Here is a 23,881-nt window from a genome sequence, read left to right as displayed (position 1 = left end):
TCTCCAGTCGCGCGTGTTCCTAGCCTCAACCCTATCTCAAATCACGAAACGCGCCACCATTGCATTCAAATCAACGGCCAGGCGCGACAGTTCGTGGGTTGCGGCACTGGTCTGATTGGCCCCGGCAGCGGACTGGGTGGCGAGGTCGCGGATGTTCACCAGGTTGCGATCGACTTCACGGGACACCTGCGCCTGCTCTTCGGACGCGCTGGCAATGACCAGGTTGCGTTCGTTGATCAAGTGGATCGACTGGGTGATCTGCTCCAGCGCAATACCGGCGGCACGGGCCATTTCCAGGGTGCTTTGGGTGCGCTGATTGCTTTGCTGCATCGACGACACCGCCTCGCCGGTGCCGTTCTGAATGCCGGCGACCATCTTCTCGATTTCCTGAGTTGATTGCGCAGTGCGATGCGCCAACGCCCGGACCTCGTCCGCCACCACCGCAAAACCACGCCCGGCTTCACCGGCGCGGGCCGCTTCGATCGCCGCGTTCAGGGCCAGCAGGTTGGTCTGTTCGGCGATGGCACGGATCACGTCCAGCACCTTGCCGATGTCCCGGCCCTGAGTGGCCAGGCCTTCGATCATCAGCGAAGTGTTTTGCACGTCGTGGGTCATGGTCTGGATGGCGTCGACGGTTTCCACCACGCGGTCGCGACCTTCGCGGGCGGCCTGGGTCGACTGGTTCGAGGCTTCCGAGGTCGATACGGCGTTGCGCGCCACTTCTTCCACGGCCGCGGTCATTTCGTTGACGGCGGTGGCGGCCTGCTCGATTTCGTTGTTTTGCTGTTGCAGGCCGCGGGACGCTTCTTCGGTCACGGCGCTGAGTTCTTCGGCGGCAGCGCCCAGTTGCGTGGCGGAGCCGGCGATCTGCTCGATGGTTTTGCGCAGGTTGCCTTGCATGGTGGACAAGGCGCCGAGCAACCGGGCCGGCTCGTCCTTGCCATCGATTTCAATGGCTTTGGTCAGGTTACCGCCGGCGATGGTTTCCGCTGCCTGCACCGCACGGTTCAACGGCGTGACGATGCTGCGGGTCAGCAGCCAGGCCAGCAGCACGGTCATGAGCGCCGCCACCACGGACACCCCGATGATTCCGTTCACGGCGGTGTCGTAGTTGTCTTCGGCGACGAGCCCTGCTGCTTTGGCGCCCTCGGTGTTGTAAGTCACCAATCGATTGAGCTGTTCGCCCATTTTGTCCGTGCCGTCCTTGATCCGTGTATTGATCAGGGTGCGCATCTCGTCAAGTCTGTTCTGGCGCGACAGGTCCAACATTTCGCGCTGGGCTTGCATGTATTTATCCAGGGTTGCGCTGAACTCCTTATACAGCGCCGCTTCGTCCGGGACCATCGGCAATGCGGCGTAGCTGGCCTGAGCCTTGAGTGCCTTGTCGGTCAACACGCCGATACGGGTTTCAGCTTCCTGCAAACTGGCCGGCTCGCGGTTGACCAGAATGCGGAACGACAGAATGCGCATGCGCAGGATATTTTCGGTGACATTGCCCAGGAAGCCGACGCTGGGCAGTTGGGTGCTACCCATGTCGATCGAGGACTGGCGGATGATCGACATGCGGTTGACCGCAAACACACCCAGCACAATCACCAGCAAGGCAATGAAGGCGAAACCCAGGAAAGCTCGAGGCGCGATATTCAGATTACGCAAGGACATAGGACGATACTCGGGGGATAGAGGCTTCGAGCATCCTTGCCGTGATCACTGACGGGCGGGCATAGAAGCGCACCGTTCAGGCTGGCGCCACTGTTGTAATAGGTTTGTGTGCGCCTGATAGCTGTATCGGCTGGGGTTGAGGATTTTTGCGCGGATTTGCGAAATATTTTTCAAGGGGGCACAAGTGTTTCACCGATGAAACACATGGCGATCAGAACATTGTGGCGAGGGAGCTTGCTCCCGCTGGGCTGCGAAGCGGCCCCAAAAACGGCGGCTGCTGCGCACCCGAGCGGGAGCAAGCTTCCTCGCCACAAAGAGGTGCGAGGCTGGATGACAGGGTCAGGTTTTGCGTGCAGCAATTTGCCAGACGCGCGCAATATCGCTCGCCCGTTCACACAACAACCGGGGAGCCTCGGTGCACGCTTGTTCCAGTGTCATCGGCCCGCTCGCCAAGGCAAACGCGGCATCGATGCCATGCTCGTACAAGGCCTGATAGCCCTCACCCAACGTGCCGGCGATGACGATCACCGGCACACCGTGTTGCCGAGCGATTCGCGCCACACCAAACGGTGTCTTGCCGCGCAAGGTTTGCGCATCGAAACGGCCTTCGCCGGTGATCACCAGCTCGGCGTGCTTCACCGCCTCAGCCAGGCCAACCAGTTCGGCGACCACTTCAACGCCGGCCTTGAACTGCGCGCCGAGAAACGCCTTGGCGCCAAACCCCAGACCGCCCGCTGCGCCGCTACCGGGTTCGTCGCGTACGTCTTTGTTGAGGACTTGGGCGCACAGCTCGGCAAAGTGTCCGAGTGCACGATCCAGTTGTTCGACCTGCTCCGGCGTTGCGCCTTTTTGTGGGCCGAAAATCGCAGAGGCGCCGTGAGGGCCGCACAGCGGATTGTTGACGTCGGCGGCGATATCGAAGCGCACTCGGGCCAGACGCGGATCAATGTCACTCAGATCGATGCGGGCCAGTTGCGCCAGCGCCAGACCGCCCGGCGCCAGGGGTTCGCCCAGGGCATCCAGCCACTTCACGCCCAGGGCTTGCATCGCCCCGGAACCGCCGTCGTTGGTGGCGCTACCGCCAATCGCGAGGATCACTCGTTGCGCGCCGGCATCGAGCGCGGCGCGAATCAGCTCGCCGGTGCCGAACGTGCTGCTGATGCACGCATCACGCTGCGCGGGTGGAACGAGTTGTAAACCACTGGCCTCGGCCATTTCGATGATTGCGGTCAGGCTCTGTGGCAGCCAGCCCCACGCGGCGTCGACCGTTGTGCCCAGCGGGCCTCGGACGTTGGTACGACGCAGTTGGCCATCACAGGCCGCCAGAACCGACTCGACCGTCCCTTCCCCGCCGTCGGCCATCGGGCATTTGACCAACTGCGCATCGGGCCATACTTGCCCCAACCCGAGGGCAATGGCATCGGCCACACCCTGGGCACTCAGGCTGTCCTTGAACGAATCGGGGGCGATGACGATCTTCATGCGAGTTCTCCAGTTCCAAGGCCCTCATGCTGCCAGCAGGCCAGAACAATAACGCCGGTCCGCTGCACAAGCGCCAGGGAGGATTATTGTTCATTTCTACAAAACCAGTGATCCAGTCAGCATTGATGCTGGAGGCGAAGGTATTCTTGAGATCGCCATCGACGCTTGCGCCTACGTCACGTGCGGCGCGTCCGTTTGTGGGAGCAGTTGTACGCCGAGGTAAAGGGCGAGCATGCCATCGAGTCTCAACGGATCCACGCCACTAAGCTCGGCAATCCGCTCCATGCGATAACGCAAACTGTTGCGATGAATCCCCAACGCATCGGCACAGGCCTGGCTCTGGCCGTCGTGATCGCACCAGCTGCGCAGGGTCGCCAGCAGTTGACCATTACCGTCCTTGGCGATGACTTTGCGCAGAGGTTTGAGCAGTTCGTCCAGCGCATCGTCGTTGCGGTGCCGCCAGAGCATCACCGGCAGGCGATAACGGGTCAGTGTCAGCAAGCGCGAATGTGGCAGGACATCACGCCCGTAGGCCAGCAAGTCGCCAACCCGCCGATAGCAACGGCGCAAGCCCGACAAACCATCCGCCTGCCCGCCCACGGCGATGCGCAAGATATTCCAGCCAAGGCCGTCGAGCTTTTCCAGCAGCCGGTCGTTTTCGATTGCCTGGCTCGCCGGTCGGCACCACAGCAACGAAGACTTGGCCGAACTCACGCACCAACTGTCCGGGTAACGCGAGGTCAGCCAGGCGCTGAGTGCCTCGACGGTTTGCCCCGGTCCGTGTTCCGTCCCCAGCTCGAACAGATACGGAACCCGTGTCATCTGCGGTTTGAGCCCAAGCTGCTGCGCTTCATCGATCAGCCGCGGCGACTCCCCCGCCTCGCTCAGCAGCAGCGCCAGCAGGTCGTCGCAACGCTGGCGCCGCCATTGTTGCTCGGCTTGCTGGTTGCGCTGGCCTACCAGCATCTCGGCGGTCATACGCACCAATTCGGCATAGGTGCGCAATTGCTCAGGCTCACCGGTGATGCCCAACACGCCGATCAAGCGTTGGTCGAGCAATAGCGGCAGGTTGATCCCCGGTTGCACACCTTTGAGATGGACCGCCGTTTGCGCATCGATTTCCACCACGCGCCCGTTGGCCAGCACCAGTTGCGCGCCTTCGTGCCGGGTGTTGACCCGCTCGGGCTCACCGCTGCCGAGTATCAACCCCTGGCTGTCCATGACGTTGACGTTGTACGGCAGGATGGCCATCGCCCGGTCGACGATGTCCTGGGCCAGGTCGTGATCGAGTTCGAACATAGGCGTAATCCTTGGAGGCGTAATGGATCAGGGTTGTTCACCCGCACAGGGCTGGATGACAAACCCTGTGCTCAGGCACAAAGACAGCAACCATAAGGGTGGCCGAGACTCTCAGGGCGATCAACGTTACCCTTTGCATCGCAAAAAATCATAATAAAGAGAGAGCCCGCCATGTCACAGAGCGCCGCCGCTACCCAGGCCATCGTTGACGAAAAAAATGCCGTCTACAAACGCATTACCCTGCGTTTGATCCCCTTCATTTTCATCTGCTACCTGTTCAACTACCTCGACCGGGTGAACGTTGGATTTGCCAAGCTGCAGATGCTCGACGCACTGAAATTCAGCGAAACCGTGTATGGCCTCGGGGCCGGCATCTTCTTTATCGGCTACGTGCTGTGCGGCGTGCCAAGCAATCTGGCGTTGACCAGATTCGGCCCGCGGCGCTGAATCGCGCTGATGATGATCGTCTGGGGCACGCTGTCGACCTGCCTGCTGTTCGTCACCACCCCGACCGAGTTCTACACCTTGCGCCTGTTCACCGGCGCGGCCGAAGCCGGGTTCTTCCCGGGCGTGGTGTTGTACCTCTCGCAGTGGTTCCCGACCTTCCGTCGTGGTCGCATCATGGCGCTGTTCATGTCGGCAATCCCGGTGTCCGGCCTGCTCGGCAGCCCGTTTTCCGGCTGGATCCTCAACCACTTCGCCGCAGGCCAGGGTGGTTTGGCCGGCTGGCAGTGGATGTTCCTGCTGCAAGGCATTCCGACCGTGATCCTCGGCGCCCTCGCCTACTTCCTGCTCAGCGACAGTTACGCCAACGCCAAGTGGCTCACGCCGTTCGAGCGCTCGGTGCTGGAAGCCGACCACGCCGAAGACCTGGCCAACAAACCGAAAACCACCACCGACTCGCTGCTGGCGGTGTTCAAGAACCCGGCGATCTGGGCCTTTGGCTTGATCTACTTCTGCATCCAGAGCGGCGTGTACGCGATCAACTTCTGGCTGCCGTCGATCATCAAGAACCTGGGTTTCAGCGATAACCTGGTGATTGGCTGGTTGAGTGCCATTCCGTATCTGCTGGCGGCGCTGTTCATGCTGATGGTCGGCCGCTCGGCGGACTTGCGCAAAGAACGTCGCTGGCATTTGGTGGTGCCGATGCTGATGGGCGCTGTCGGCCTGCTGGTCGCGGTGAACTTCGCCACCACGCCAGCCATTGCGATTCTCGGCCTGACCATCGCCACCATGGGCGCCCTCACCGGCCTGCCGATGTTCTGGCCGGTGCCGACCGCACTGCTGAGCGCCGGCGCTGCGGCGGGTGGGTTGGCATTGATCAATTCCATGGGCCAGATGGCGGGTTTCCTTAGCCCGTACCTCGTGGGCTGGGTCAAGGACAGCACCGGCTCGACCGACGCCGCGCTGTACCTGCTGGCAGGCGTGATTGTCTGCGGTAGTTTGCTGGCATTGCGCATGACACGCACCTTGCGCGTCTGATAGACGCAGATCCAGTGTGGGAGCGGGCTTGCTCGCGAAGGCGTCGTATCAGGCAACTCAATATTGACTGACACACCGCTTTCGCGAGCAAACCCGCTCCCACATTTTTGATTCGGGAATGTTCGATAATTCACTTTGATCCTCGCGGTTGTTCTGGTATTTGATTGAGCCTTTCCCACCGGTAAAAGGATTTCGTCATGAGCTATCGCACGCTGGGTCATTCGGGTTTGCAGGTGTCCACCCTGACCCTGGGCACCATGATGTTCGGCGAACAGACCAGCACCGAAGATTCCCTGCGGATCATCGACAAGGCCTGGGACCAGGGCATCAATTTCATCGACACTGCCGACGTCTACACCGGCGGCCGTTCCGAGGAAATCGTCGGCGAAGCGATTGCCGGCAACCGCCATGAATGGGTGCTCGCCACCAAGGTCGGTTTCGGCCCGGTGGACGGCGTGCCAAACCGCAGCGGCCTGAGCCGCAAGCACATCTTCAACGGCATCGATGCCAGCCTGACGCGCCTCGGCACCGACTACCTCGACATCTATTACCTGCACCGCGAAGACCACAACACGCCGCTGGACGTCACGGTGTCGGCCATCGGCGATCTGATTCGCCAGGGCAAAATCCGCTATTGGGGCTTGTCGAACTACCGAGGCTGGCGCATCGCCGAGGTGATCCGCATTGCCGACAAGCTGGGTGTTGACCGCCCCGTCATCAGCCAGCCGTTGTACAACATCGTCAACCGCCAGGCCGAAACCGAACAGATCACCGCCGCGCAAACCTATGGCCTGGGCGTTGTGCCCTACAGCCCGCTGGCGCGCGGCGTGCTCAGCGGCAAATACGCGCCGGATGTGACACCGGATGCCAACAGCCGCGCCGGACGCGCCGACAAACGTATTCTGGAAACGGAATGGCGCGTGGAATCCCTTCGCATCGCCCAGCAGATCCAGCAATACACGCAAGGTCGTGGCGTGGGCATCGTCGAGTTCGCGATTGCCTGGGTGCTGAACAACAGCGCCGTCACCTCCGCCATTGTCGGGCCGCGCACCGAAGAACAATGGGACGCCTACACTAAGGCGCAGGCGGTGAAGATCACGGCGGAGGACGAAGCGTTTATCGACTCGCTGGTGACGCCGGGGCATGCGTCGACGCCGGGGTTCAATGATGTGAGTCATTTCGTATCCGGCCGTAAGCCCTGCAATACCTGAAGCAACACAGACCTAATGTGGTAGCGAGCCTCCTCGCGATAGCGCCAGATCAGTCAACCGGGATGTTGAATGTCAGGCACTCATCGCGAGCAGGCTCGCACACAATGGATCGGTGTTGATCGATCGGACAATATTCGACCGCTAAACCACGTATCCTCCGCCCCCCGTTTCACCTTCGACTTCGCGAGGACAGTTTGTCTAAAGGTATCGCTCTATCGGTTTCGGCCTCGGTGCTGTTTGCCGTCATGTACTACTACACCTCTCTGCTCACCCCATTGAGCGGTGTGGAAATTTTCGGTTGGCGTATGTTGCTGACGGTGCCGTGCATGACCGTGTTCATGGTGGTGTCCGGGGAATGGAAGCGCGTGGTCGAGATTGTCCGGCGAGCCGCCGCCCAGCCGAAACTGATCGCAGGCCTGATCGCCTCTTCTGCCCTGCTCGGCGTGCAGCTCTGGCTGTTCATGTGGGCGCCGCTCAACGGCTACAGTCTCGATGTGTCGCTGGGCTATTTCCTGTTGCCATTGACCATGGTCCTGACCGGCCGACTGGTCTACGGGGAGCGCCTGTCCTATCTGCAAAAGATTGCGGTATTTTTCGCCTGCCTCGGGGTGATCAACGAGGTGTACCAGGTCGGAGGTTTTTCCTGGGCGACCTTGCTGGTGTGCGTCGGCTATCCGACCTACTTCATCCTGCGCAAGCGTCTGGCGACGGACAACCTGGGCGGCTTATGGCTGGACATGGCACTCACGCTGCCCGTGGCCTTCTGGTTCGTACAGACCGGCGAGCAAGGTTTCAGTGTGTTTGACCAGCACCCGTGGCTGTCACTGCTGATCCCGATTCTCGGTGTGATCAGTGCCTCGGCACTGGTGATCTACATTATCGCCAGCCGACTGCTGCCGTTCAGCCTGTTCGGGCTGTTGAGCTATGTCGAGCCGGTGCTGTTGCTGGGCGTTGCGTTGCTGCTCGGGGAAAGCATCAAGGCCGGGGAATGGCTGACCTATATTCCGATCTGGATGGCGGTGCTGGTGTTGGTGTTTGAAGGGTTCAAGCACCTGATGCGACAGCGCAGGCCTTAAGTACATACAAAACAAATGTGGGAGCGAGCCTGCTCGCGATGAGGGCCTGACATTCAACATCTCTGTTGACTGATCTGGCGCTATCGCGAGCAAGCTCGCTCCCACAGTTTTATCAGTGAATCAACTTAGTCGGTGGACAATACACCACGACGAACCTGATCACGCTCGATCGATTCGAACAACGCCTTGAAGTTGCCTTCGCCGAAGCCATCGTCGCCTTTACGCTGGATGAACTCGAAGAACACCGGGCCCATCAGGGTTTCAGAGAAGATCTGCAACAGCAGACGCTTGTCGCCCGACTCGGACGAACCGTCCAGCAGAATGCCCCGCGCTTGCAGTTGATCAACCGGCTCGCCGTGGTTCGGCAAACGCCCTTCGAGCATTTCGTAATAGGTTGCCGGTGGCGCGGTCATGAAGCGCATGCCGATGCTTTTCAGATGATCCCAGGTCTTGATCAGGTCATCGCTGAGGAAGGCAACGTGCTGGATGCCCTCGCCATTGAACTGCATCAGGAACTCTTCGATCTGCCCGGCCCCCTTGGACGACTCTTCGTTCAACGGAATGCGGATCATGCCGTCCGGCGCGGTCATCGCCTTGGAGGTCAGGCCGGTGTATTCACCCTTGATGTCGAAGTAGCGGATTTCACGGAAGTTGAACAGCTTCTCGTAGAAGTTCGCCCAGTACGCCATGCGACCGCGATATACGTTGTGGGTCAGGTGGTCGATGATCTTCAGGCCAGCGCCAACCGGGTTGCGATCAACGCCTTCGATAAACACGAAGTCGATGTCGTAGATCGAGCTGCCTTCACCAAAACGGTCGATCAGGTACAGCGGCGCGCCGCCGATGCCTTTGATCGCTGGGAGGTTCAGTTCCATCGGGCCGGTTTCGATGTGGATCGGCTGGGCGCCGATTTCCAGCGCGCGTTTGTAGGCCAGTTGCGAATCCTTGACGCGGAACGCCATGCCGCACACCGACGGGCCGTGCTCGGCTGCGAAGTAAGAAGCGACGCTGTGGGGTTCGTTATTGAGGATCAGGTTGATCGCGCCCTGGCGATACAGGTGCACGTCCTTGGAGCGGTGGGTCGCCACTTTGGTGAAGCCCATGATCTCGAAGATCGGCTCCAGCGTGTTCGGGGTTGGCGATGCGAATTCGATGAATTCAAAGCCCATCAGGCCCATTGGGTTTTCGTATAAATCTGCCATTTTGGCGCCTCATCATTTTTTAGAATTAACGTAACGTTAGTTTCAAGAAATGCTGAAGCCGGCGGGTGGCGCACAGGAGATGCCCCGCACGCTGCGGGCGAGGAAATCACCGTAGATCAATTGAAACCCGAAACTTTTCATTGTCGACCCAAGGCTGATACGGGCGAGGCTTCTGCTGCCAGAAGACGATTATTCTTATATGCGTAACCGGATTCTACACAGCGTAAACAGATTTGTCCGTCTTCTGTATCAAATCCCCTTTTTCCCTGCTCGCGCAAGGGGTTTGTTGCACAGGAAAATCCCCGTCAGGATCAAGCCGCCGCCCAGACACATCACCAGGGTCAGTTGCTCACCCAACAGCAATGCACCGAGGATGACTGCGGTCAGCGGGTTCAGCGCAATGAACACGCCTGCACGGGTCGCGCCGATTTTTCGGATGCCATCGTAATAGCCGATGTACGCCAGTGCCGAGCCCAAAACACCCAGGTACATCAGGCTCAACCATTGCTGCGCCCCCAGGCTGAGCAACGCCGCGATGCTCACCTCGCCCCTGACGGCACTGACGACCCAGAGCATCACCGTGCCGAGCAGGATCGAATACGTCACGGTTTGCATCGGCCCCAAGGTCTGATTCAGGCCTTTGGCGCACAGCGAATAAACTCCCCAGCTCAGTACGCAGCCAAAAATCAGCAGATCACCGATCCACGCATCGGCATGGCCGGCCAGCAATTGCGGGTTGCGACTGATGATCACCAGGCTCGCACCGACGATGCAGATCGCGATTCCGGCGACCTTTACCCGACTCAAGCGCTCCTTGAACAGCAGCCACGAGGCCAATCCGATGACCGCCGGGTTCAGCGCCACGATCAACGACGCCCGGGAGGCATTGATGTAATGCAGCCCATAAAAGAAGCACAGGTTGTAGAAGAAGATGCCAAATAACCCCAGCAGCGACAGTTGCAGCCACTGCCCGGGGCTGGGGCGCGCCAGCGGCACGCGGGCCACCAGCAAAAACAGCAGCAGCGCCCCGCTCGCCAGCAGGAATCGCAGGCTGGCGGCGAACAACGGGCTAAGGCTGTCCGCCAGAAAACGCCCGGCGACGAAGGTGCCGCCCCAGATCATGGTGACGGCAGCGAGTTTGAAATACACCGCCACCTCGGAGTGCTCCGGCACCCTGTGTTCATACGCAGTCATAAGTCCCCGGATTGAGAAGTCGAACAGATGACGTATCATTTATCTAATACTTGATCATCGTAAAATGAGTAAACACTCATGACCCTCACCCAACTGGAGATCTTCTCGCTGGTGGCCGAACTTCACGGCTTCACGGCGGCCGCCCATCGTCTGGGAATTTCGCAATCTGCGGTGTCACACGCCCTCAAGTCTCTGGAGCAGGAGTTGGGCGTCGAACTGCTGCGGCGGCATCAATCCCGGGTCGAACTCAGCGACATCGGCCAACAGCTGTTGCTGCGCGCTCGGGCGATGCTCGGGCTGGCCAACACCTTGCGGCAGGAAGCGGCCGATGCCCGCGGCATGAAACGCGGCACGCTGCGCATCGGCTCGTTCGGTCCGACCTCGTCGATCAAGTTGTTGCCAAAGATCCTGCAGCACTACCGCGCCGCTCACCCTGGCATCGAGGTCCACATTGATGAAGGTCCCGACCGCCAGGTGATCCAGTGGCTGGAAGAACGACGCATCGACATCGGCTTTGTGGTGTTGCCCCAGGAGCGCTTCGACACCTTCGCACTGATCGAAGACCAAATGGTCGCGTTACTGCCCGCCGATCATCCGCTGGCGGATCGCGAAAGCGTGAGCCTGGACGATTTGTGCCACGCCCCCTTCGTGCTGACCGAAGCCGGTTCTTCGGAACTGGTATCGCGGTTATTCAGTGCCGCGCGACTGACACCTAACATTCGCTTTCGCTGCTCGCAACTGTTGAGCACGCTGGACACTGTGGCTCGAGGGGATGCCTTGACGGTGGTCGCTGAAGGTTCACTGCCCGATCACCACGATGATCGCTACGTCAAGAAACCGCTGTTGCCAGCGGTCGCTCGCCAGGTGGGTCTGGCGGTGCTCGACCGGCGCCAGTCTTCACCGGCAGCGCTGGCCTTTATCAAACTGGCTACAAGTCTGGACTTGCGTTGAACGGCACAAGCCTTGAAGGCCAACTATCATGGCCTCTGACCGAACTCTTCATGGGAGGCATGCCGTTGTCCTGCCAGCATTTGAGAGCCCTATTTCATCGTTACAGGTTTCGCGAATGCCTCTGACTGTCAAAACTCGCCGCAAACGTGGCACCCGGATTGTCGTGACGGTATTGAGCGGTTTGCTCCCGATACTGCTGGGGGTCGCCATTCTTTACTGGCAGGCTGAACGTGCACTTTCGCAAAACGCCCAACTGACCGCCGAAGAAGCCATCCGCCAATTCGAGCTGATGCTCGACAACACCGCCCAGGCCGCTCGCGAGTTATTGCCGCTGGCCGGCCAATCCTGCAACGACGTCAAACTGGCCTTGCGCGAACAGGTCACCCGCCGTCCGTTCGTGCGCTCGACGAATCTGGTCTGGGACGACAACCTCTATTGCAGTTCGTTGTTTGGTGACTATCAGGAAAAGGTCAACGCCGGGGACTACGCCCAAGGCAGGTTATGGCTCATGAACGGCAACCCCGTCACGCCCAATACCGCGTTGCTGGTGTACCGGCTCAGCGAAGGAAAACAGGGAGCGCTGAGCACGCTGGACGGTTATCACTTGAGTAACGTCTTGCGCCTGATTGGTCGTAAGACATTGCTGATGCTGCAAGTCGGTCCAAGCTGGTTGTCGGCTGACGGCAAGGTTCACGAAGACGCCCCGCCCGCCCTGCCCGTCGCTGAAAGCAAAATGATGTCCTCGCGTTACGCCTTCACTGTCGCGGCGGGTTTCCCTGAGGGCGAGACCTGGCGCTACATGAGCAGCGAGTATCCGCCGCTGTTCAGCTTGCTGATCTTTTTTGGCGTCGTGTCCGGCCTGATTGGGCATGTTGTGCAAAAGCGTTCGACTTCACCCAGTCATGAACTGCAGCGTGCACTGGAGGCGGCGGAGTTCGTTCCGTATTTTCAGCCGGTGGTGCATGGCACGAACAAGAAGTGGTCCGGCACCGAAGTGTTGATGCGCTGGAATCATCCGAAGGAAGGCCTGGTGCGCCCTGACCTGTTCATCCCGTTTGCCGAGCACTCCGGCCTGATCGTACCGATGACTCGCTCACTGATGCAGCAAACGGCGCAATGGCTGGGGCCTGTCTCTTCCACGTTCGAGGAGCCGTTTCACATCGGCATCAACATTACGGCCAGCCACTGCAAGGACCTGGAACTGGTCAAGGATTGCACGGAGTTTCTCGGTGCCTTTACGCCGGGCTCCGTCCACCTGGTGCTGGAACTGACCGAGCGCGAACTGATCGAGCCCACCGCTATCACGTTGCAGTTGTTCGAGCAGCTTCACGCGCTGGGTGTAATGATCGCCATCGACGACTTTGGCACCGGTCACTCAAGCCTGGGTTACTTGCGCCAGTTCAACGTCGACTTCCTGAAAATCGACCAGAGCTTTGTCGCCATGATCGGCGCTGACGCCCTTTCCCGGCACATTCTGGACAGCATCATCGAACTCTCGGCCAAGCTCGATCTGGGCATCGTTGCCGAAGGCGTGGAAACCGAAGAGCAAAGTGCTTACCTCACGGCTCATGGTGTGAACTTCTTGCAAGGTTATCTGTTCGGACGGCCGATGCCCGGCGCCGACTTCATTGATGCATTAAGTCACCATTAACTAGCGTCGTTATGCGTCAAGAAAACGAGGTCGCGCACCGATTTGAATCAAAAAACTACTGTTGTTACATGAAGAAAAAGTCAGGATTTACTCTTTGCCCATTAACTACTACAATTTTTCGTACCTGCGCTAGATTGGCAGGCGAGCCATTTATCACCGAGTCGCTTCAAGGCTCTTGGCTTATAGCTTTGTTTGCGGTTGGTATCAGCCAAACACACTATTGGAGTAAAGATATTGTCCAGACTCGCTGAATTTCGTGCAGCTGAAAAGGCCCTTCAAGAACAGCTCAAGCAGCTGGAATCCCTGAAGAACGATGCCGGGCTCAAGAAAGAAATCGAATTCGAAGAAAAGCTCCAGGGGCTGATGAAAACCTACGGCAAGAGCCTGCGCGACATCATCGCCATTCTCGATCCGAACCCGGCAAAATCCGGCCTGCAACAGGCCGTTGCGCCTAAAACCCGCCGCGCCCGCGTGGTCAAGGTTTATCAGAACCCGCACACCGGTGAACTGATTGAAACCAAGGGCGGCAACCACCGCGGCCTGAAAGCCTGGAAGGAACAATACGGTGCTGCCACCGTTGATTCCTGGCTGCGCGGCTAAGCACTCGCGGTGAAAAAAAGCCCTGCCTTGCGCAGGGCTTTTTTCATGGACGCCTTCCAGATGCAACGATTGGAATCGATAAACTCGCTACTTGCCGATTAACTTTGGGCTTAATCCCTTCGGGTATCTAAAGATTGCGAAATGCACGACCGCGCAAACCTTTAACTAAAGTTTCAAGCTGTTACGAGCAACCTCTATTTCATCCAGGCTTGCCTTATAAGCCTCGGCCTGCCCCGCGTACGAAAGAACATAGGCCTTATCGGCATCCACTGCGGCGACCAATGTTTGCGACAGCACATGTCGACCGTTTTGGGTGATCGTACAGGTAGTTTCCAGTGCCGATAGCCGACTCAAGGTTGCCGCATGGATTTTGTTGCAGACGCTTTGATAGCCGCCCTGGAGAAAATCCTTCTGCACCGACTTGCGCATCTCCAGCAACACGCCTTCCAGATTCACCTGATGACCGCTTTCCACTGTCGTCATGGTCAACTCCATCACCATCACCGGCGTGCCACCCTGATCATTCTTCACTGCGCGCTGGCGGGAGACCTGAGGCTTGGCATCATCCTGCGGGATCGCTTCAACTTCCCAGCCATCTGGCCACGTCACGATCGGCGCCTCCGCATGAGCGCAAGCCATGCCTGACAGCAGGCCAATCAGAACGAACAGCGATTTACAGAATCGGATCATTGCAAGGAATACTCACGGATTGAGCCGCAAAGTCTGAGCCTCGCCCGGCTGTCAGGCAATAGCCGACGGTTTGGGTTTGGTGATGCCTGCGCCCTTGCGTATCATTATCGCCATCGTTAGCCCCACTTATTGTCCGGAGGGCCCATGAGCCTGCACGAATTGAACACTTTCCCGGGTGTGACCGCCCAACCTGATACCGCCACCCAGAAGTTCGTCTTCAACCACACCATGCTGCGGGTCAAGGACATCACCAAGTCCCTGGATTTCTACACGCGCATCCTCGGTTTCTCGCTGGTGGAAAAACGCGACTTTCCGGAAGCCGAGTTCAGCCTCTATTTCCTGGCGCTGGTCGATAAAGACCAGATCCCGGCCGATGCCGCCGCCCGTACCGAGTGGATGAAGTCGATTCCCGGCATTCTCGAGCTGACCCACAACCACGGCACCGAAAACGACGCGGATTTTGCCTACCACAACGGCAACACCGACCCACGCGGCTTCGGCCACATCTGCATCTCGGTGCCGGACATCGTCGCTGCGTGCGAGCGTTTCGAAGCGTTGGGCTGCGATTTCCAGAAGCGCCTGAACGATGGCCGCATGAAGAGCCTGGCGTTCATCAAGGACCCGGATGCCTACTGGGTCGAGATCATCCAGCCCGCGCCGATGTAAAGCAAAGTCAAAAGATCGCAGGCTTCGCCAGCTCCTACAGAATCACGCACGACTTGGCTCTTGCAGGAGCTGCCGCAGGCTGCGATCTTTTCGACAGACACAAAAAACCCCATGATCACTCATGGGGTTTTGTGTTTTCGGCATCCGGTTTATGCCGGCGCGGAAGTCCTGATCAGGTGATCGAAGGCGCTCAGAGAAGCCTTGGCGCCCTCGCCCACGGCAATCACGATCTGCTTGTACGGCACGGTCGTCACGTCACCGGCAGCAAACACACCTGGCAGCGATGTCTCGCCACGCGCATCGACGATGATCTCGCCACGCGGCGACAGCTCGACGGTGCCTTTGAGCCAGTCGGTGTTCGGCAGCAAACCGATCTGCACGAAGATGCCTTCGAGGTTGACCGTGTTGAACTCACCCGAATCGCGATCCTTGTAGACCAGGCCGGTCACTTTCTGGCCGTCGCCCTTCACTTCACTGGTCAGTGCGCTGGTGATCACATTGACGTTCGGGAGGCTGAACAACTTGCGTTGCAGCACGGCATCGGCGCGCAGCTTGCTGTCAAACTCCAGCAGCGTGACGTGGCTGACAATACCAGCCAGATCGATCGCGGCTTCAACACCGGAGTTCCCGCCGCCGATCACCGCGACGCGCTTGCCTTTGAACAGCGGGCCGTCACAGTGCGGGCAGAAACACACGCCTTTGGCTTTGTATTCCTGCTCCCCCGGCACGCCCATTTCACGCCAGCGCGCGCCTGTGGCAAGGATCAGCGCTTTGGTTTTCAGGCTGGCACCGCTTTCGAAGCGGACTTCATGCAACTCGCCAGGGTTTTTCGCCGGGATCAGCGCGGTCGCCCGTTGCAGGTTCATGATGTCGACGTCGTACTGCTTGACGTGTTCTTCGAGCGCGCTGGCCAGCTTCGGCCCTTCGGTTTCCTGTACGGAAATGAAGTTCTCGATGGCCATGGTGTCGAGCACCTGCCCACCAAAACGCTCAGCCGCCACGCCAGTGCGAATGCCTTTACGGGCGGCGTAGATCGCCGCCGATGCACCGGCCGGGCCACCGCCGACCACCAGTACGTCAAAGGCTTCCTTGGCGTTGATCTTCTCGGCTTGGCGTTCGGCACCACTGGTGTCGATCTTGGCGAGGATTTCTTCCAGGCCCATACGACCCTGGCCGAAAATCTCCCCGTTCAGGTAAATGCTTGGCACGGCCATGATCTTGCGATCATCGACTTCGGCCTGGAACAGCGCGCCATCGATAGCGACGTGGCGAATGTTCGGGTTCAGTACCGCCATCAGGTTCAGCGCCTGGACCACGTCCGGGCAGTTCTGGCAGGACAGCGAGAAGTAAGTCTCGAAGCTGAACTCGCCTTTGAGCGAGCGGATCTGTTCGATCACTTCCGCGCTGGCTTTTGACGGGTGGCCGCCGACTTGCAGCAAGGCCAGCACCAATGAGGTGAATTCGTGGCCCATCGGAATGCCGGCGAAACGCAGGCTGATATCGGCACCGGGACGGTTGATCGAGAACGATGGCTTGCGTGCGTCGTCACCGTTGTCGAGCAGGGTAATCTGGGTGGAAAGACTGGCAACGTCTTTCAGCAGTTCGAGCATTTCCTGGGATTTCGCACCGTCGTCGAGGGATGCAACGATCTCGATCGGCTGGGTGACCCGTTCCAGGTACGATTTCAACTGGGCTTTAAGATTGGCGTCCAACATACGGGCGATTTCCTTTATTCGTGTCGAAAAAAACGCCCGAGCGAATCTCGCCCGGGCGTTTTTATTGGGCGGTTGCAGCTTACTTAGGTGCGGAAACCCGCCCTGATGATGCTTTCACAGACTTAGATCTTGCCGACCAGGTCCAGGGACGGAGCCAGAGTGGCCTCGCCTTCTTTCCACTTGGCTGGGCAAACCTGGCCTGGGTGAGCAGCGACGTACTGGGCAGCCTTGATTTTGCGCAGCAGCTCAGAAGCGTCACGGCCAACGCCGCCATCGTTCAGTTCAACGATTTTGATCTGGCCTTCCGGGTTGATCACGAAGGTGCCACGGTCAGCCAGACCGGCTTCTTCGATCAGCACGTCGAAGTTGCGGGAGATAGCGTGGGTCGGGTCGCCGATCATGGTGTACTGGATTTTGCCGATGGCTGGCGAAGTGTTGTGCCAGGCAGCGTGAGCAAAGTGGGTATCAGTGGAAACGCTGTAGATTTCGACGCCCAGTTTCTGGAACTCGTCGTAGTTGTCAGCCAGGTCTTCCAGTTCGGTCGGGCAAACGAAGGTGAAGTCGGCTGGGTAGAAGAAAACCACAGACCACTTGCCTTTCAGGTCAGCGTCCGAGACTTTTACGAAGTCGCCATTTTTGAAGGCGTCAGCTTTGAACGGTTTAACTTGGCTGTTGATGATAGGCATCGGTGACTCTCCGTCATGGGTTAAGAAGTTGATGGAGTGAACTCTACCCACTCGACGCACGGATGGCTCATTGGCAAACTTGATGCTGCTGATGGGTTTTCGCTATTAGCCCGCAGTATTAATAGAAGAAAACGATATCTAGGCCGCCGAGGGCTTTTCAGAAATCCGCGCCATCCCCAGAAACGGATTCGCTTCCACGTAACGCATCGCCGACTTCATGTCCTTCCAGCCCACGTAGCTCATCAGCGATTTCAAGTCCCAGCCACTTTGGTGCGCCCAGGTGGCGAAGCCGCGTCGCAGGGAGTGACTGGTGTACTGCTCGGCCGGGATACCGGCGCGTTCCAGCGCTTGGCGCAATAACGGAATGACGCTGTTGGCGTGCAACCCCTCCTCGCTCAAATGCCCCCAACGATTGATGCCACGGAATACCGGCCCGCGCACCAGCGCCGCTTCGCTGATCCAGCCGATATATGCCTGCACCGGACACAGACGCTGCAATGCCGGCGTCTGGTAGGTCTTGCCGAGGTTTTCGCGGTCGCTCTTGCTCCGCGGCAAATAGAGGGTGATGCCGGAGCCCGCGCTGGCCTGCACGTGTTCGATTTGCACGCGGCACAACTCATCGCTGCGAAAACCGCGCCAGAAGCCCAACAGGATCAGCGCGCTATCGCGCCGGGCTCTCAACAGGGCCGGTTGATCATGTTGTGATTTCGCGGTTTGTGCTTCCTGCTCCAGCCAGGCAACCACTTGCTCCAGATGCTGAAGCTGCAATGGCTCGGCCTGTTTCTCCTGGGCCGGGTGCAGTGCGCGAATGCCTTTGAAGACCTGGCGCACAACCGGCGCCTTGGTGGGATCGGCAAAGCCCTGACTGTTGTGCCACTGAGCGAGCGCCGACAGGCGCAGCTTCAACGTGTTGATCGACAGCTCCCCGGCGTACGCCACCAGATAGCGCGCGACGCTGTCAGCAGTGGCCGGCAGGAAACCGCCCCAACTCACTTCGAAATGCTCGATGGCCGCTCGATAGCTACGGCGGGTGTTGTCACGCGTGGCGGCTTGCAGGTAGCGATCCAGATCGGTCATGGGCTCACGTCTCGAAGTCGTACGGCTTTTGCGGCGCTAAAGCCGTTCCAAAGCGCATCACATTGGGTAATACCAGTATATCCCGTATCAATAATTTACATTCTTTGAGTTTTTACCATGCATGGTACACTGTCGTTTAAGTGGTATGTACCACAGTACGAAATCGTAGGAGAACACATGGCTCGTGGCGGTATAAACAAAGCAGTGGTTCAAACGGCGCGCCTGGCTATCCTCGCCCGCGGAGAACACCCGAGCATCGACGCTGTACGTATCGAGATGGGTAACACGGGCTCAAAAACCACCATTCACCGGTATTTGAAGGAACTGGACGATGGCGTCGAGCCCGCCGCACCCTCCTCTGAACCCATCGATGACGAACTGACAGGGCTGGTCTCGCGCCTCGCGCAACGCCTCAAGGAACAGGCGCAGGCGCCCATCGATCAGGCTCGCGAGAAGTTCGAGCAACAACGAAAAGCGCTGGAAACCCAGCTGACTGACGCGCAAGAAGCCAACGGCGAATTACAGCAGCAGTACGAGCTTCAAACCCTGGCGCTGACGCAGGAATCCGACACCCTGCAAAACACCCTGTCCATGCTGCAGACCGAGCAAACCCGCAACGCCGGGCTGAACCAGGCGCTGGCGGACTTCGAGTTGCGCTTGCAGGACAAGGACGAGCAGATCCGCTCTCTTGAGGAAAAGCACCTGCACGCCCGCGATGCGCTTGAGCACTATCGCAATGCCGTCAAAGAGCAGCGCGAACAGGAGCAACGACGCCACGAAGGCCAGGTGCAGCAGATCCAGATGGAATTGCGCCAGGCCCAGCAAAGCGCCCTCGTACGCCAGGATGAAATCACCCAACTGCACCGTGACAACGAGCGCTTGCTGACTGAAAACCGTGGCACGCTACGGGAACTGAGCCTGCTGCAGGAACAGCTCAAGCAAACCCACACCCGCCAGGATCAATTGCTGGAACAGGTCAACCGCATCGACAGCGAACGCACCCTCCTCCAGGAACGCCTGCGCGCAGCCCTCCTGGAAAGCCAGTCGCTGAAACAGAGCGTCGAGGAGCAGTCGCAGGTAAACAAAGCGCTGGAAGTTGAACTGCTCAAGACTCAGGCGAGCCTCGATGAAAGCGTGCGCCTGGCGGCTGTCGTTGCGACAGCGCCAGACGCAGCCAAGGCCGATTAACCTGCGACCGGCGTACGCATCGTAACGAACTCTTCGGCGGCCGTCGGGTGTACGCCGATGGTTTCGTCGAAATCGCGCTTGGTGGCGCCCGCCTTCAGGGCGATTGCCAGCCCTTGGACGATTTCGCCGGCATCCGGCCCGACCATGTGACAGCCAAGCACCTTGTCGGTCTTGCCGTCCACCACGAGCTTCATCAGCGTGCGCTCCTGGCATTCAGTCAGGGTCAGCTTCATCGGGCGGAAACGGCTTTCGAAGATCACCACGTCGTGGCCGGCTTCGCGAGCCTCTTCTTCGGTCAGGCCAACGGTGCCGATGTTGGGCAAGCTGAACACCGCGGTCGGGATCATCTTGTAATCCACCGGACGATATTGCTCAGGCTTGAACAAGCGTCGCGCCACGGCCATGCCTTCGGCCAGTGCAACCGGCGTGAGCTGGACCCGACCAATCACATCGCCAAGGGCAAGGATCGACGGCTCGGCGGTCTGGTATCGCTCATCGACCTCGACGAAACCTTTCTTGTCGAGTTTGACGCCAGTGTTTTCCAGCCCAAGGTTGTCCAGCATCGGGCGGCGGCCGGTGGCGTAGAACACGCAATCGGCTTCCAGCTGGCGACCGTCCTTGAGCGTCACTTTCAGACTGCCTCCGGTCAGTTTTTCAATGCGCTCGATGTCGGCATTGAATTGCAGGTCCATGCCACGCTTGGTCAGCTCTTCCTGCAAGTGCTTGCGCACCGCGCCGTCAAAGCCGCGCAGGAACAGGTCACCGCGATACAACAACGTGGTCTGGGCGCCCAGGCCGTGGAAGATCCCGGCAAACTCGACGGCGATGTAACCACCCCCCACGACCAGCACGCGTTTTGGCAACTCTTTGAGGAAAAACGCCTGGTTGGAGCTGATCGCATGCTCGTGCCCCGGAATCTCCGGGATTTGCGGCCAGCCGCCAGTAGCGATCAGGATGTTCTTGGCGGTGAAACGTTCGCCATTGATCTCGACGGTATGGGGGTCGACGATTTTGGCGTGGCCTTCATGCAGGGTCACACCACTGTTCACCAGCAGGTTGCGATAGATGCCGTTCAGGCGATTGATCTCGCGATCCTTGTTGGCGATCAGCGTTGCCCAATCGAACTTCGCCTCCCCCGGCGTCCAGCCAAAACCCGAAGATTGCTCGAAGTCTTCGGCGAAGTGCGCGCCGTAGACCAGCAATTTCTTCGGCACGCAACCGACGTTCACACAGGTGCCACCCAGGTAGCGGCTCTCGGCCACGGCCACTTTCGCGCCAAACCCGGCCGCAAAACGCGCAGCCCGCACACCGCCGGAACCGGCGCCAATCACATAAAGGTCAAAATCGTAGGCCATTTTCAATCTCCTCGGCAGGCAAACAGCATACCCGCAGACGTCCGTTGGGCAAGCGCTGCAAACGATATGGGGTCGGAAAATGAAAAAGCCACCCGAAGGTGGCTTTTCAATACAGGCAGGTCAAACGCTATCAGTAAGCCTTGCCCGTCTTGTAGAAGTTCTCGAAGCAGAAGTTGGTCGCTTCGATGTAGCCTTCAGCGCCACCGCAGTCGAAACGCTTGCCCTTGAACTTGTAGGCAATCACGCAACCGTTCTTCGCCTGCTTCATCAGGGCATCGGTGATCTGGATCTCGCCACCTTTGCCTGGCTCGGTTTGCTTGATCAGTTCGAAAATGTCCGGAGTCAGGATGTAACGACCGATGATCGCCAGGTTCGACGGAGCGTCTTCCGGGGCCGGTTTTTCGACCATGTTACGAACGCGGTACAGGTCGTCAGCGATCAACTCGCCAGCGATCACACCGTACTTGTTGGTTTCCAGCGGATCCACTTCCTGGATCGCGACGATGGTGCAGCGATACTGCTCGTACAGCTTGACCATCTGGGTCAGCACGCCGTCGCCTTCCAGGTTGACGCACAGGTCGTCCGCCAGCACCACGGCGAACGGCTCGTCACCGATCAGCGGGCGGCCGGTCAGGATCGCGTGGCCAAGGCCTTTCATTTCGGTTTGACGGGTGTAGGAGAACGAGCACTCGTCCAGCAGCTTGCGGATGCCAACCAGGTATTTTTCCTTGTCGGTGCCCTTGATCTGGTTTTCCAGCTCGTAGCTGATGTCGAAGTGGTCTTCCAGGGCGCGTTTGCCGCGACCGGTGACGATGGAGATTTCGGTCAAACCGGCGTCCAGAGCTTCTTCGACGCCGTACTGGATCAGTGGCTTGTTTACCACCGGCAGCATTTCCTTGGGCATGGCTTTAGTCGCTGGCAGGAAGCGAGTACCGTAACCGGCTGCTGGGAACAAGCATTTCTTGATCATATAAGTCCTTGAAAGGGCTGTGTGTTCGAGTTTCGGCGCAGTCTAATCAGGCCGCGAGCACCTTACAATGCCTCGCGCTGGCTAACCGATGCCATCATAGAGAAATATTCTCGCGGATAGTTCCGCAGATCGCTCCAGTGCCCTTTATAGATAGCAGAGATTCCGACCGGCGCCGACGAATTTGCCGCGCGCAGATTCTCGCCACCATACGCCCATCAGCACCCGTTGCGTCCAATTGGCGCTATCATTGCGCAATTGAACCAGCCAACGAGGCAGATAGATGTCGGTAGCAAAAAGTATCAACGGGTTCCTGATCAATCAGGCGAAAGACGGCCAGTGGTGGGTAGACAGCGCCAGCGGCGAGAATATCGCCGGGCCATTCCCGACCGAAGCGTTGGCGATTGAAGTAGCGTCCGTATTGGAGCTCGAACACCCGGCCCCTAAGCGTCGCGGTAAAGATAAGTCCTGAGAAGCACCTGGCCTAACCCAAGCCCTGCCTCACGCAGGGCTTTTTTTGCGTTTGCCTGCAAAGAAGTGGCCTTTCGCTATAACCTTTTGATTCCGGCGCTGTCACAGGCTTAGCCCCATTATCCTGACGACGACCACAACATGACTAAATTCTTGCCCCTGTTTGCCGTATTGGCCCTGAGCGGCTGCGCAACTTCCGAAACCACCTACTTGAACAACGGCCAGCAAGGCCTGACCATCGATTGCTCGGGAGAAGCCAACTCCTGGGCCACCTGCTATGAAAAAGCCGATGCTTCATGCGCCGGCACCGGCTATCGAATCGTTGGCACTGACGGCACACCTTCAACCAAGGAAAGTGACAAGACCCTGGGCGTCGATGTCGGCAATTACAAAAACCGCAGCGTGGTGGTGGTCTGCAAGTAAGGCGCTTGTGCCCTACATGTGAATTTCAGCGAATTTGATCCCGAGACCGCGTACGGTCTCGATCAGGTCGTCAAGGCGACCGAAGGATTCGACTTCATCGTTGTCATCCACCAGAAAATAACTGCGCCCGGCGCTTTTCTTGAAAAACACGATCCATTCCCCCGGGTCCGCCGGATTCTGAATCACATGGGTAGCAGAGATTTGACCCTCTGCATGCCGCTCCCGTACCTGCTCTCGCTTCATGCTCGACTCCAGAAATGACAATGCCGCCAAAGCGCTGCTTTGGCGGCATCGGTGCTGACTGTCGCTAGTTTATCAGCCGGAGATACACGCTGTGGCAGCATTGCGCACATCCATCGGGCGTAATGGCACATTGGAAATGCGTTCATGCAGCTTGATGCTGCTGCCGCTGGAACGCTCTTCAATATCGAATACGGCCGCCGGGCCCGAGGAGAACTTCTGCGGCACGATGACCCGCACGCCTTCTTTCTCCTGCGGCTCGACTTGCAGGGCCCCGCGACTGCTGGCCAGTTTTTCGGTCAGGCACTGCGCGTATTCATTGGGCTTCTTGCCGGAAATCACATTCATGGTGGGCAGCGACTCGTTGATTTCCGAGACACTTGCACAACCACTCATCGCCAATGCAAACGGCAAGACCCATGCACCCCACTTCATACAAAACCTCCGATAAAGACCCTCCGACAGCACAAATGCTGGTTTTCTCCGAGGCTCACTGCTTTTATCGCTCATGGAATTCCGAATAACTGTTTTTAATTGTCAAAGCACACCCCGACGACCGGATAATAACCTGTTCGGGCTGATAAACTGCGCCA

Annotated in this window: 22 protein-coding genes and 1 pseudogene; 10 read left to right on the top strand and 13 right to left on the bottom strand. The window is 58.7% G+C overall.

Going from position 1 to position 23,881, the window contains the following annotated elements:
• Window positions 1–36: 36 nt before the first annotated feature.
• From ACM1ZW_RS23825 to ACM1ZW_RS23815, 3 genes are all read right to left on the bottom strand, one after another.
• Window positions 37–1,662 (bottom strand): methyl-accepting chemotaxis protein, encoded by a 1,626-nt coding sequence (locus tag ACM1ZW_RS23825; RefSeq protein ID WP_416739492.1) that lies wholly within the window; start codon window positions 1,660–1,662, stop codon window positions 37–39.
• A gap of 339 nt (window positions 1,663–2,001) precedes the next feature.
• A complete protein-coding gene (locus tag ACM1ZW_RS23820) occupies window positions 2,002–3,144 on the bottom strand; it encodes a glycerate kinase (protein ID WP_416739491.1) in 1,143 nt (380 codons plus the stop codon).
• Window positions 3,145–3,315: 171 nt separating this feature from the next.
• The gene (locus ACM1ZW_RS23815; RefSeq protein WP_416739490.1) at window positions 3,316–4,443 is read right to left on the bottom strand and encodes a sugar diacid recognition domain-containing protein; all 1,128 of its coding nucleotides are present in this window, start codon (window positions 4,441–4,443) and stop codon (window positions 3,316–3,318) included.
• 171 nt (window positions 4,444–4,614) lie between these two features.
• Between ACM1ZW_RS23815 and ACM1ZW_RS23810 the strand changes: the two are divergent.
• The 3 genes and pseudogenes from ACM1ZW_RS23810 to rarD all read left to right on the top strand — a co-directional run bounded on the left by ACM1ZW_RS23810 (window position 4,615) and on the right by rarD (window position 8,212).
• Window positions 4,615–5,925 (top strand): annotated as a pseudogene (locus ACM1ZW_RS23810) (MFS transporter).
• A gap of 197 nt (window positions 5,926–6,122) precedes the next feature.
• Window positions 6,123–7,136, top strand: coding sequence for an aldo/keto reductase (locus tag ACM1ZW_RS23805; RefSeq protein WP_017338623.1), 1,014 nt, complete (start codon window positions 6,123–6,125; stop codon window positions 7,134–7,136).
• Window positions 7,137–7,330: 194 nt separating this feature from the next.
• Window positions 7,331–8,212 carry an EamA family transporter RarD gene (gene rarD / locus ACM1ZW_RS23800; protein WP_416739489.1) on the top strand — a complete coding sequence of 294 codons (882 nt, stop codon included), beginning with the start codon at window positions 7,331–7,333 and terminating at the stop codon, window positions 8,210–8,212.
• A gap of 125 nt (window positions 8,213–8,337) precedes the next feature.
• Here rarD and hppD read toward each other — a convergent pair whose 3' ends face one another.
• A complete protein-coding gene (gene hppD / locus ACM1ZW_RS23795) occupies window positions 8,338–9,414 on the bottom strand; it encodes a 4-hydroxyphenylpyruvate dioxygenase (protein ID WP_017338621.1) in 1,077 nt (358 codons plus the stop codon).
• Between the two features lie 249 nt (window positions 9,415–9,663).
• Entirely contained in the window at window positions 9,664–10,608 is a 945-nt protein-coding gene (locus ACM1ZW_RS23790) for a DMT family transporter (RefSeq protein WP_416739488.1), read from the bottom strand.
• Window positions 10,609–10,686: 78 nt separating this feature from the next.
• On the opposite strand from ACM1ZW_RS23790, the gene ACM1ZW_RS23785 reads away from it, so the two are divergent.
• From ACM1ZW_RS23785 to ACM1ZW_RS23775, 3 genes are all read left to right on the top strand, one after another.
• Window positions 10,687–11,559, top strand: coding sequence for a LysR family transcriptional regulator (locus ACM1ZW_RS23785; RefSeq protein ID WP_416739487.1), 873 nt, complete (start codon window positions 10,687–10,689; stop codon window positions 11,557–11,559).
• A gap of 115 nt (window positions 11,560–11,674) precedes the next feature.
• Window positions 11,675–13,210 (top strand): EAL domain-containing protein, encoded by a 1,536-nt coding sequence (locus ACM1ZW_RS23780; RefSeq protein ID WP_414883745.1) that lies wholly within the window; start codon window positions 11,675–11,677, stop codon window positions 13,208–13,210.
• A gap of 234 nt (window positions 13,211–13,444) precedes the next feature.
• Window positions 13,445–13,810: a histone-like nucleoid-structuring protein, MvaT/MvaU family gene (locus ACM1ZW_RS23775; RefSeq protein ID WP_416739486.1), complete on the top strand. Its 366-nt coding sequence runs from the start codon at window positions 13,445–13,447 to the stop codon at window positions 13,808–13,810.
• Window positions 13,811–13,975: 165 nt separating this feature from the next.
• Here ACM1ZW_RS23775 and ACM1ZW_RS23770 read toward each other — a convergent pair whose 3' ends face one another.
• Window positions 13,976–14,500 (bottom strand): DUF4946 domain-containing protein, encoded by a 525-nt coding sequence (locus tag ACM1ZW_RS23770; protein ID WP_017338617.1) that lies wholly within the window; start codon window positions 14,498–14,500, stop codon window positions 13,976–13,978.
• Between the two features lie 144 nt (window positions 14,501–14,644).
• Here ACM1ZW_RS23770 and gloA point away from each other — a divergent pair, with 144 nt between their 5' ends.
• The gene (gene gloA, locus ACM1ZW_RS23765) at window positions 14,645–15,166 is read left to right on the top strand and encodes a lactoylglutathione lyase (protein ID WP_017338616.1); all 522 of its coding nucleotides are present in this window, start codon (window positions 14,645–14,647) and stop codon (window positions 15,164–15,166) included.
• A 149-nt stretch (window positions 15,167–15,315) separates the two neighbouring features.
• Here gloA and ahpF read toward each other — a convergent pair whose 3' ends face one another.
• The 3 genes from ahpF to ACM1ZW_RS23750 form a co-directional block, all read right to left on the bottom strand.
• Window positions 15,316–16,881 (bottom strand): alkyl hydroperoxide reductase subunit F, encoded by a 1,566-nt coding sequence (gene ahpF / locus ACM1ZW_RS23760; protein ID WP_416739485.1) that lies wholly within the window; start codon window positions 16,879–16,881, stop codon window positions 15,316–15,318.
• Between the two features lie 122 nt (window positions 16,882–17,003).
• Window positions 17,004–17,567: an alkyl hydroperoxide reductase subunit C gene (gene ahpC / locus ACM1ZW_RS23755; RefSeq protein ID WP_017338614.1), complete on the bottom strand. Its 564-nt coding sequence runs from the start codon at window positions 17,565–17,567 to the stop codon at window positions 17,004–17,006.
• Between the two features lie 138 nt (window positions 17,568–17,705).
• Entirely contained in the window at window positions 17,706–18,644 is a 939-nt protein-coding gene (locus ACM1ZW_RS23750; protein WP_416739484.1) for a site-specific integrase, read from the bottom strand.
• 177 nt (window positions 18,645–18,821) lie between these two features.
• Here ACM1ZW_RS23750 and ACM1ZW_RS23745 point away from each other — a divergent pair, with 177 nt between their 5' ends.
• On the top strand, window positions 18,822–19,832 hold the full coding sequence (locus ACM1ZW_RS23745) for a DNA-binding protein (RefSeq protein WP_416739483.1): 1,011 nt from the start codon (window positions 18,822–18,824) through the stop codon (window positions 19,830–19,832).
• Here the strand turns inward: ACM1ZW_RS23745 and gorA are convergent.
• Window positions 19,829–21,187, bottom strand: coding sequence for a glutathione-disulfide reductase (gorA, locus tag ACM1ZW_RS23740; protein ID WP_416739482.1), 1,359 nt, complete (start codon window positions 21,185–21,187; stop codon window positions 19,829–19,831). The genes ACM1ZW_RS23745 and gorA overlap by 4 nt on opposite strands.
• Window positions 21,188–21,317: 130 nt before the next feature.
• Window positions 21,318–22,157 carry a UTP--glucose-1-phosphate uridylyltransferase GalU gene (gene galU / locus ACM1ZW_RS23735; RefSeq protein ID WP_017338610.1) on the bottom strand — a complete coding sequence of 280 codons (840 nt, stop codon included), beginning with the start codon at window positions 22,155–22,157 and terminating at the stop codon, window positions 21,318–21,320.
• Between the two features lie 280 nt (window positions 22,158–22,437).
• Between galU and ACM1ZW_RS23730 the strand changes: the two genes are divergently transcribed.
• Window positions 22,438–22,626, top strand: coding sequence for a hypothetical protein (locus ACM1ZW_RS23730; RefSeq protein WP_414879689.1), 189 nt, complete (start codon window positions 22,438–22,440; stop codon window positions 22,624–22,626).
• A gap of 140 nt (window positions 22,627–22,766) precedes the next feature.
• Window positions 22,767–23,048, top strand: a complete 282-nt coding sequence (locus ACM1ZW_RS23725; protein ID WP_017338608.1) for a hypothetical protein — start codon at window positions 22,767–22,769, stop codon at window positions 23,046–23,048.
• Between the two features lie 12 nt (window positions 23,049–23,060).
• Here ACM1ZW_RS23725 and ACM1ZW_RS23720 read toward each other — a convergent pair whose 3' ends face one another.
• The gene (locus ACM1ZW_RS23720; RefSeq protein WP_017338607.1) at window positions 23,061–23,291 is read right to left on the bottom strand and encodes a hypothetical protein; all 231 of its coding nucleotides are present in this window, start codon (window positions 23,289–23,291) and stop codon (window positions 23,061–23,063) included.
• Between the two features lie 72 nt (window positions 23,292–23,363).
• The gene (locus ACM1ZW_RS23715; protein ID WP_017338606.1) at window positions 23,364–23,723 is read right to left on the bottom strand and encodes a hypothetical protein; all 360 of its coding nucleotides are present in this window, start codon (window positions 23,721–23,723) and stop codon (window positions 23,364–23,366) included.
• Between the last annotated feature and the right edge of the window lie 158 nt (window positions 23,724–23,881).

This window comes from Pseudomonas sp. NFX71 (genome assembly GCF_048079215.1).
In the GTDB taxonomy this organism is placed as follows: Bacteria; Pseudomonadota; Gammaproteobacteria; order Pseudomonadales; family Pseudomonadaceae; genus Aquipseudomonas; species Aquipseudomonas fluorescens_B.
Note: the sequence above shows the minus strand (reverse complement) of the source record. Positions and strands in the feature narration are given on the sequence as shown.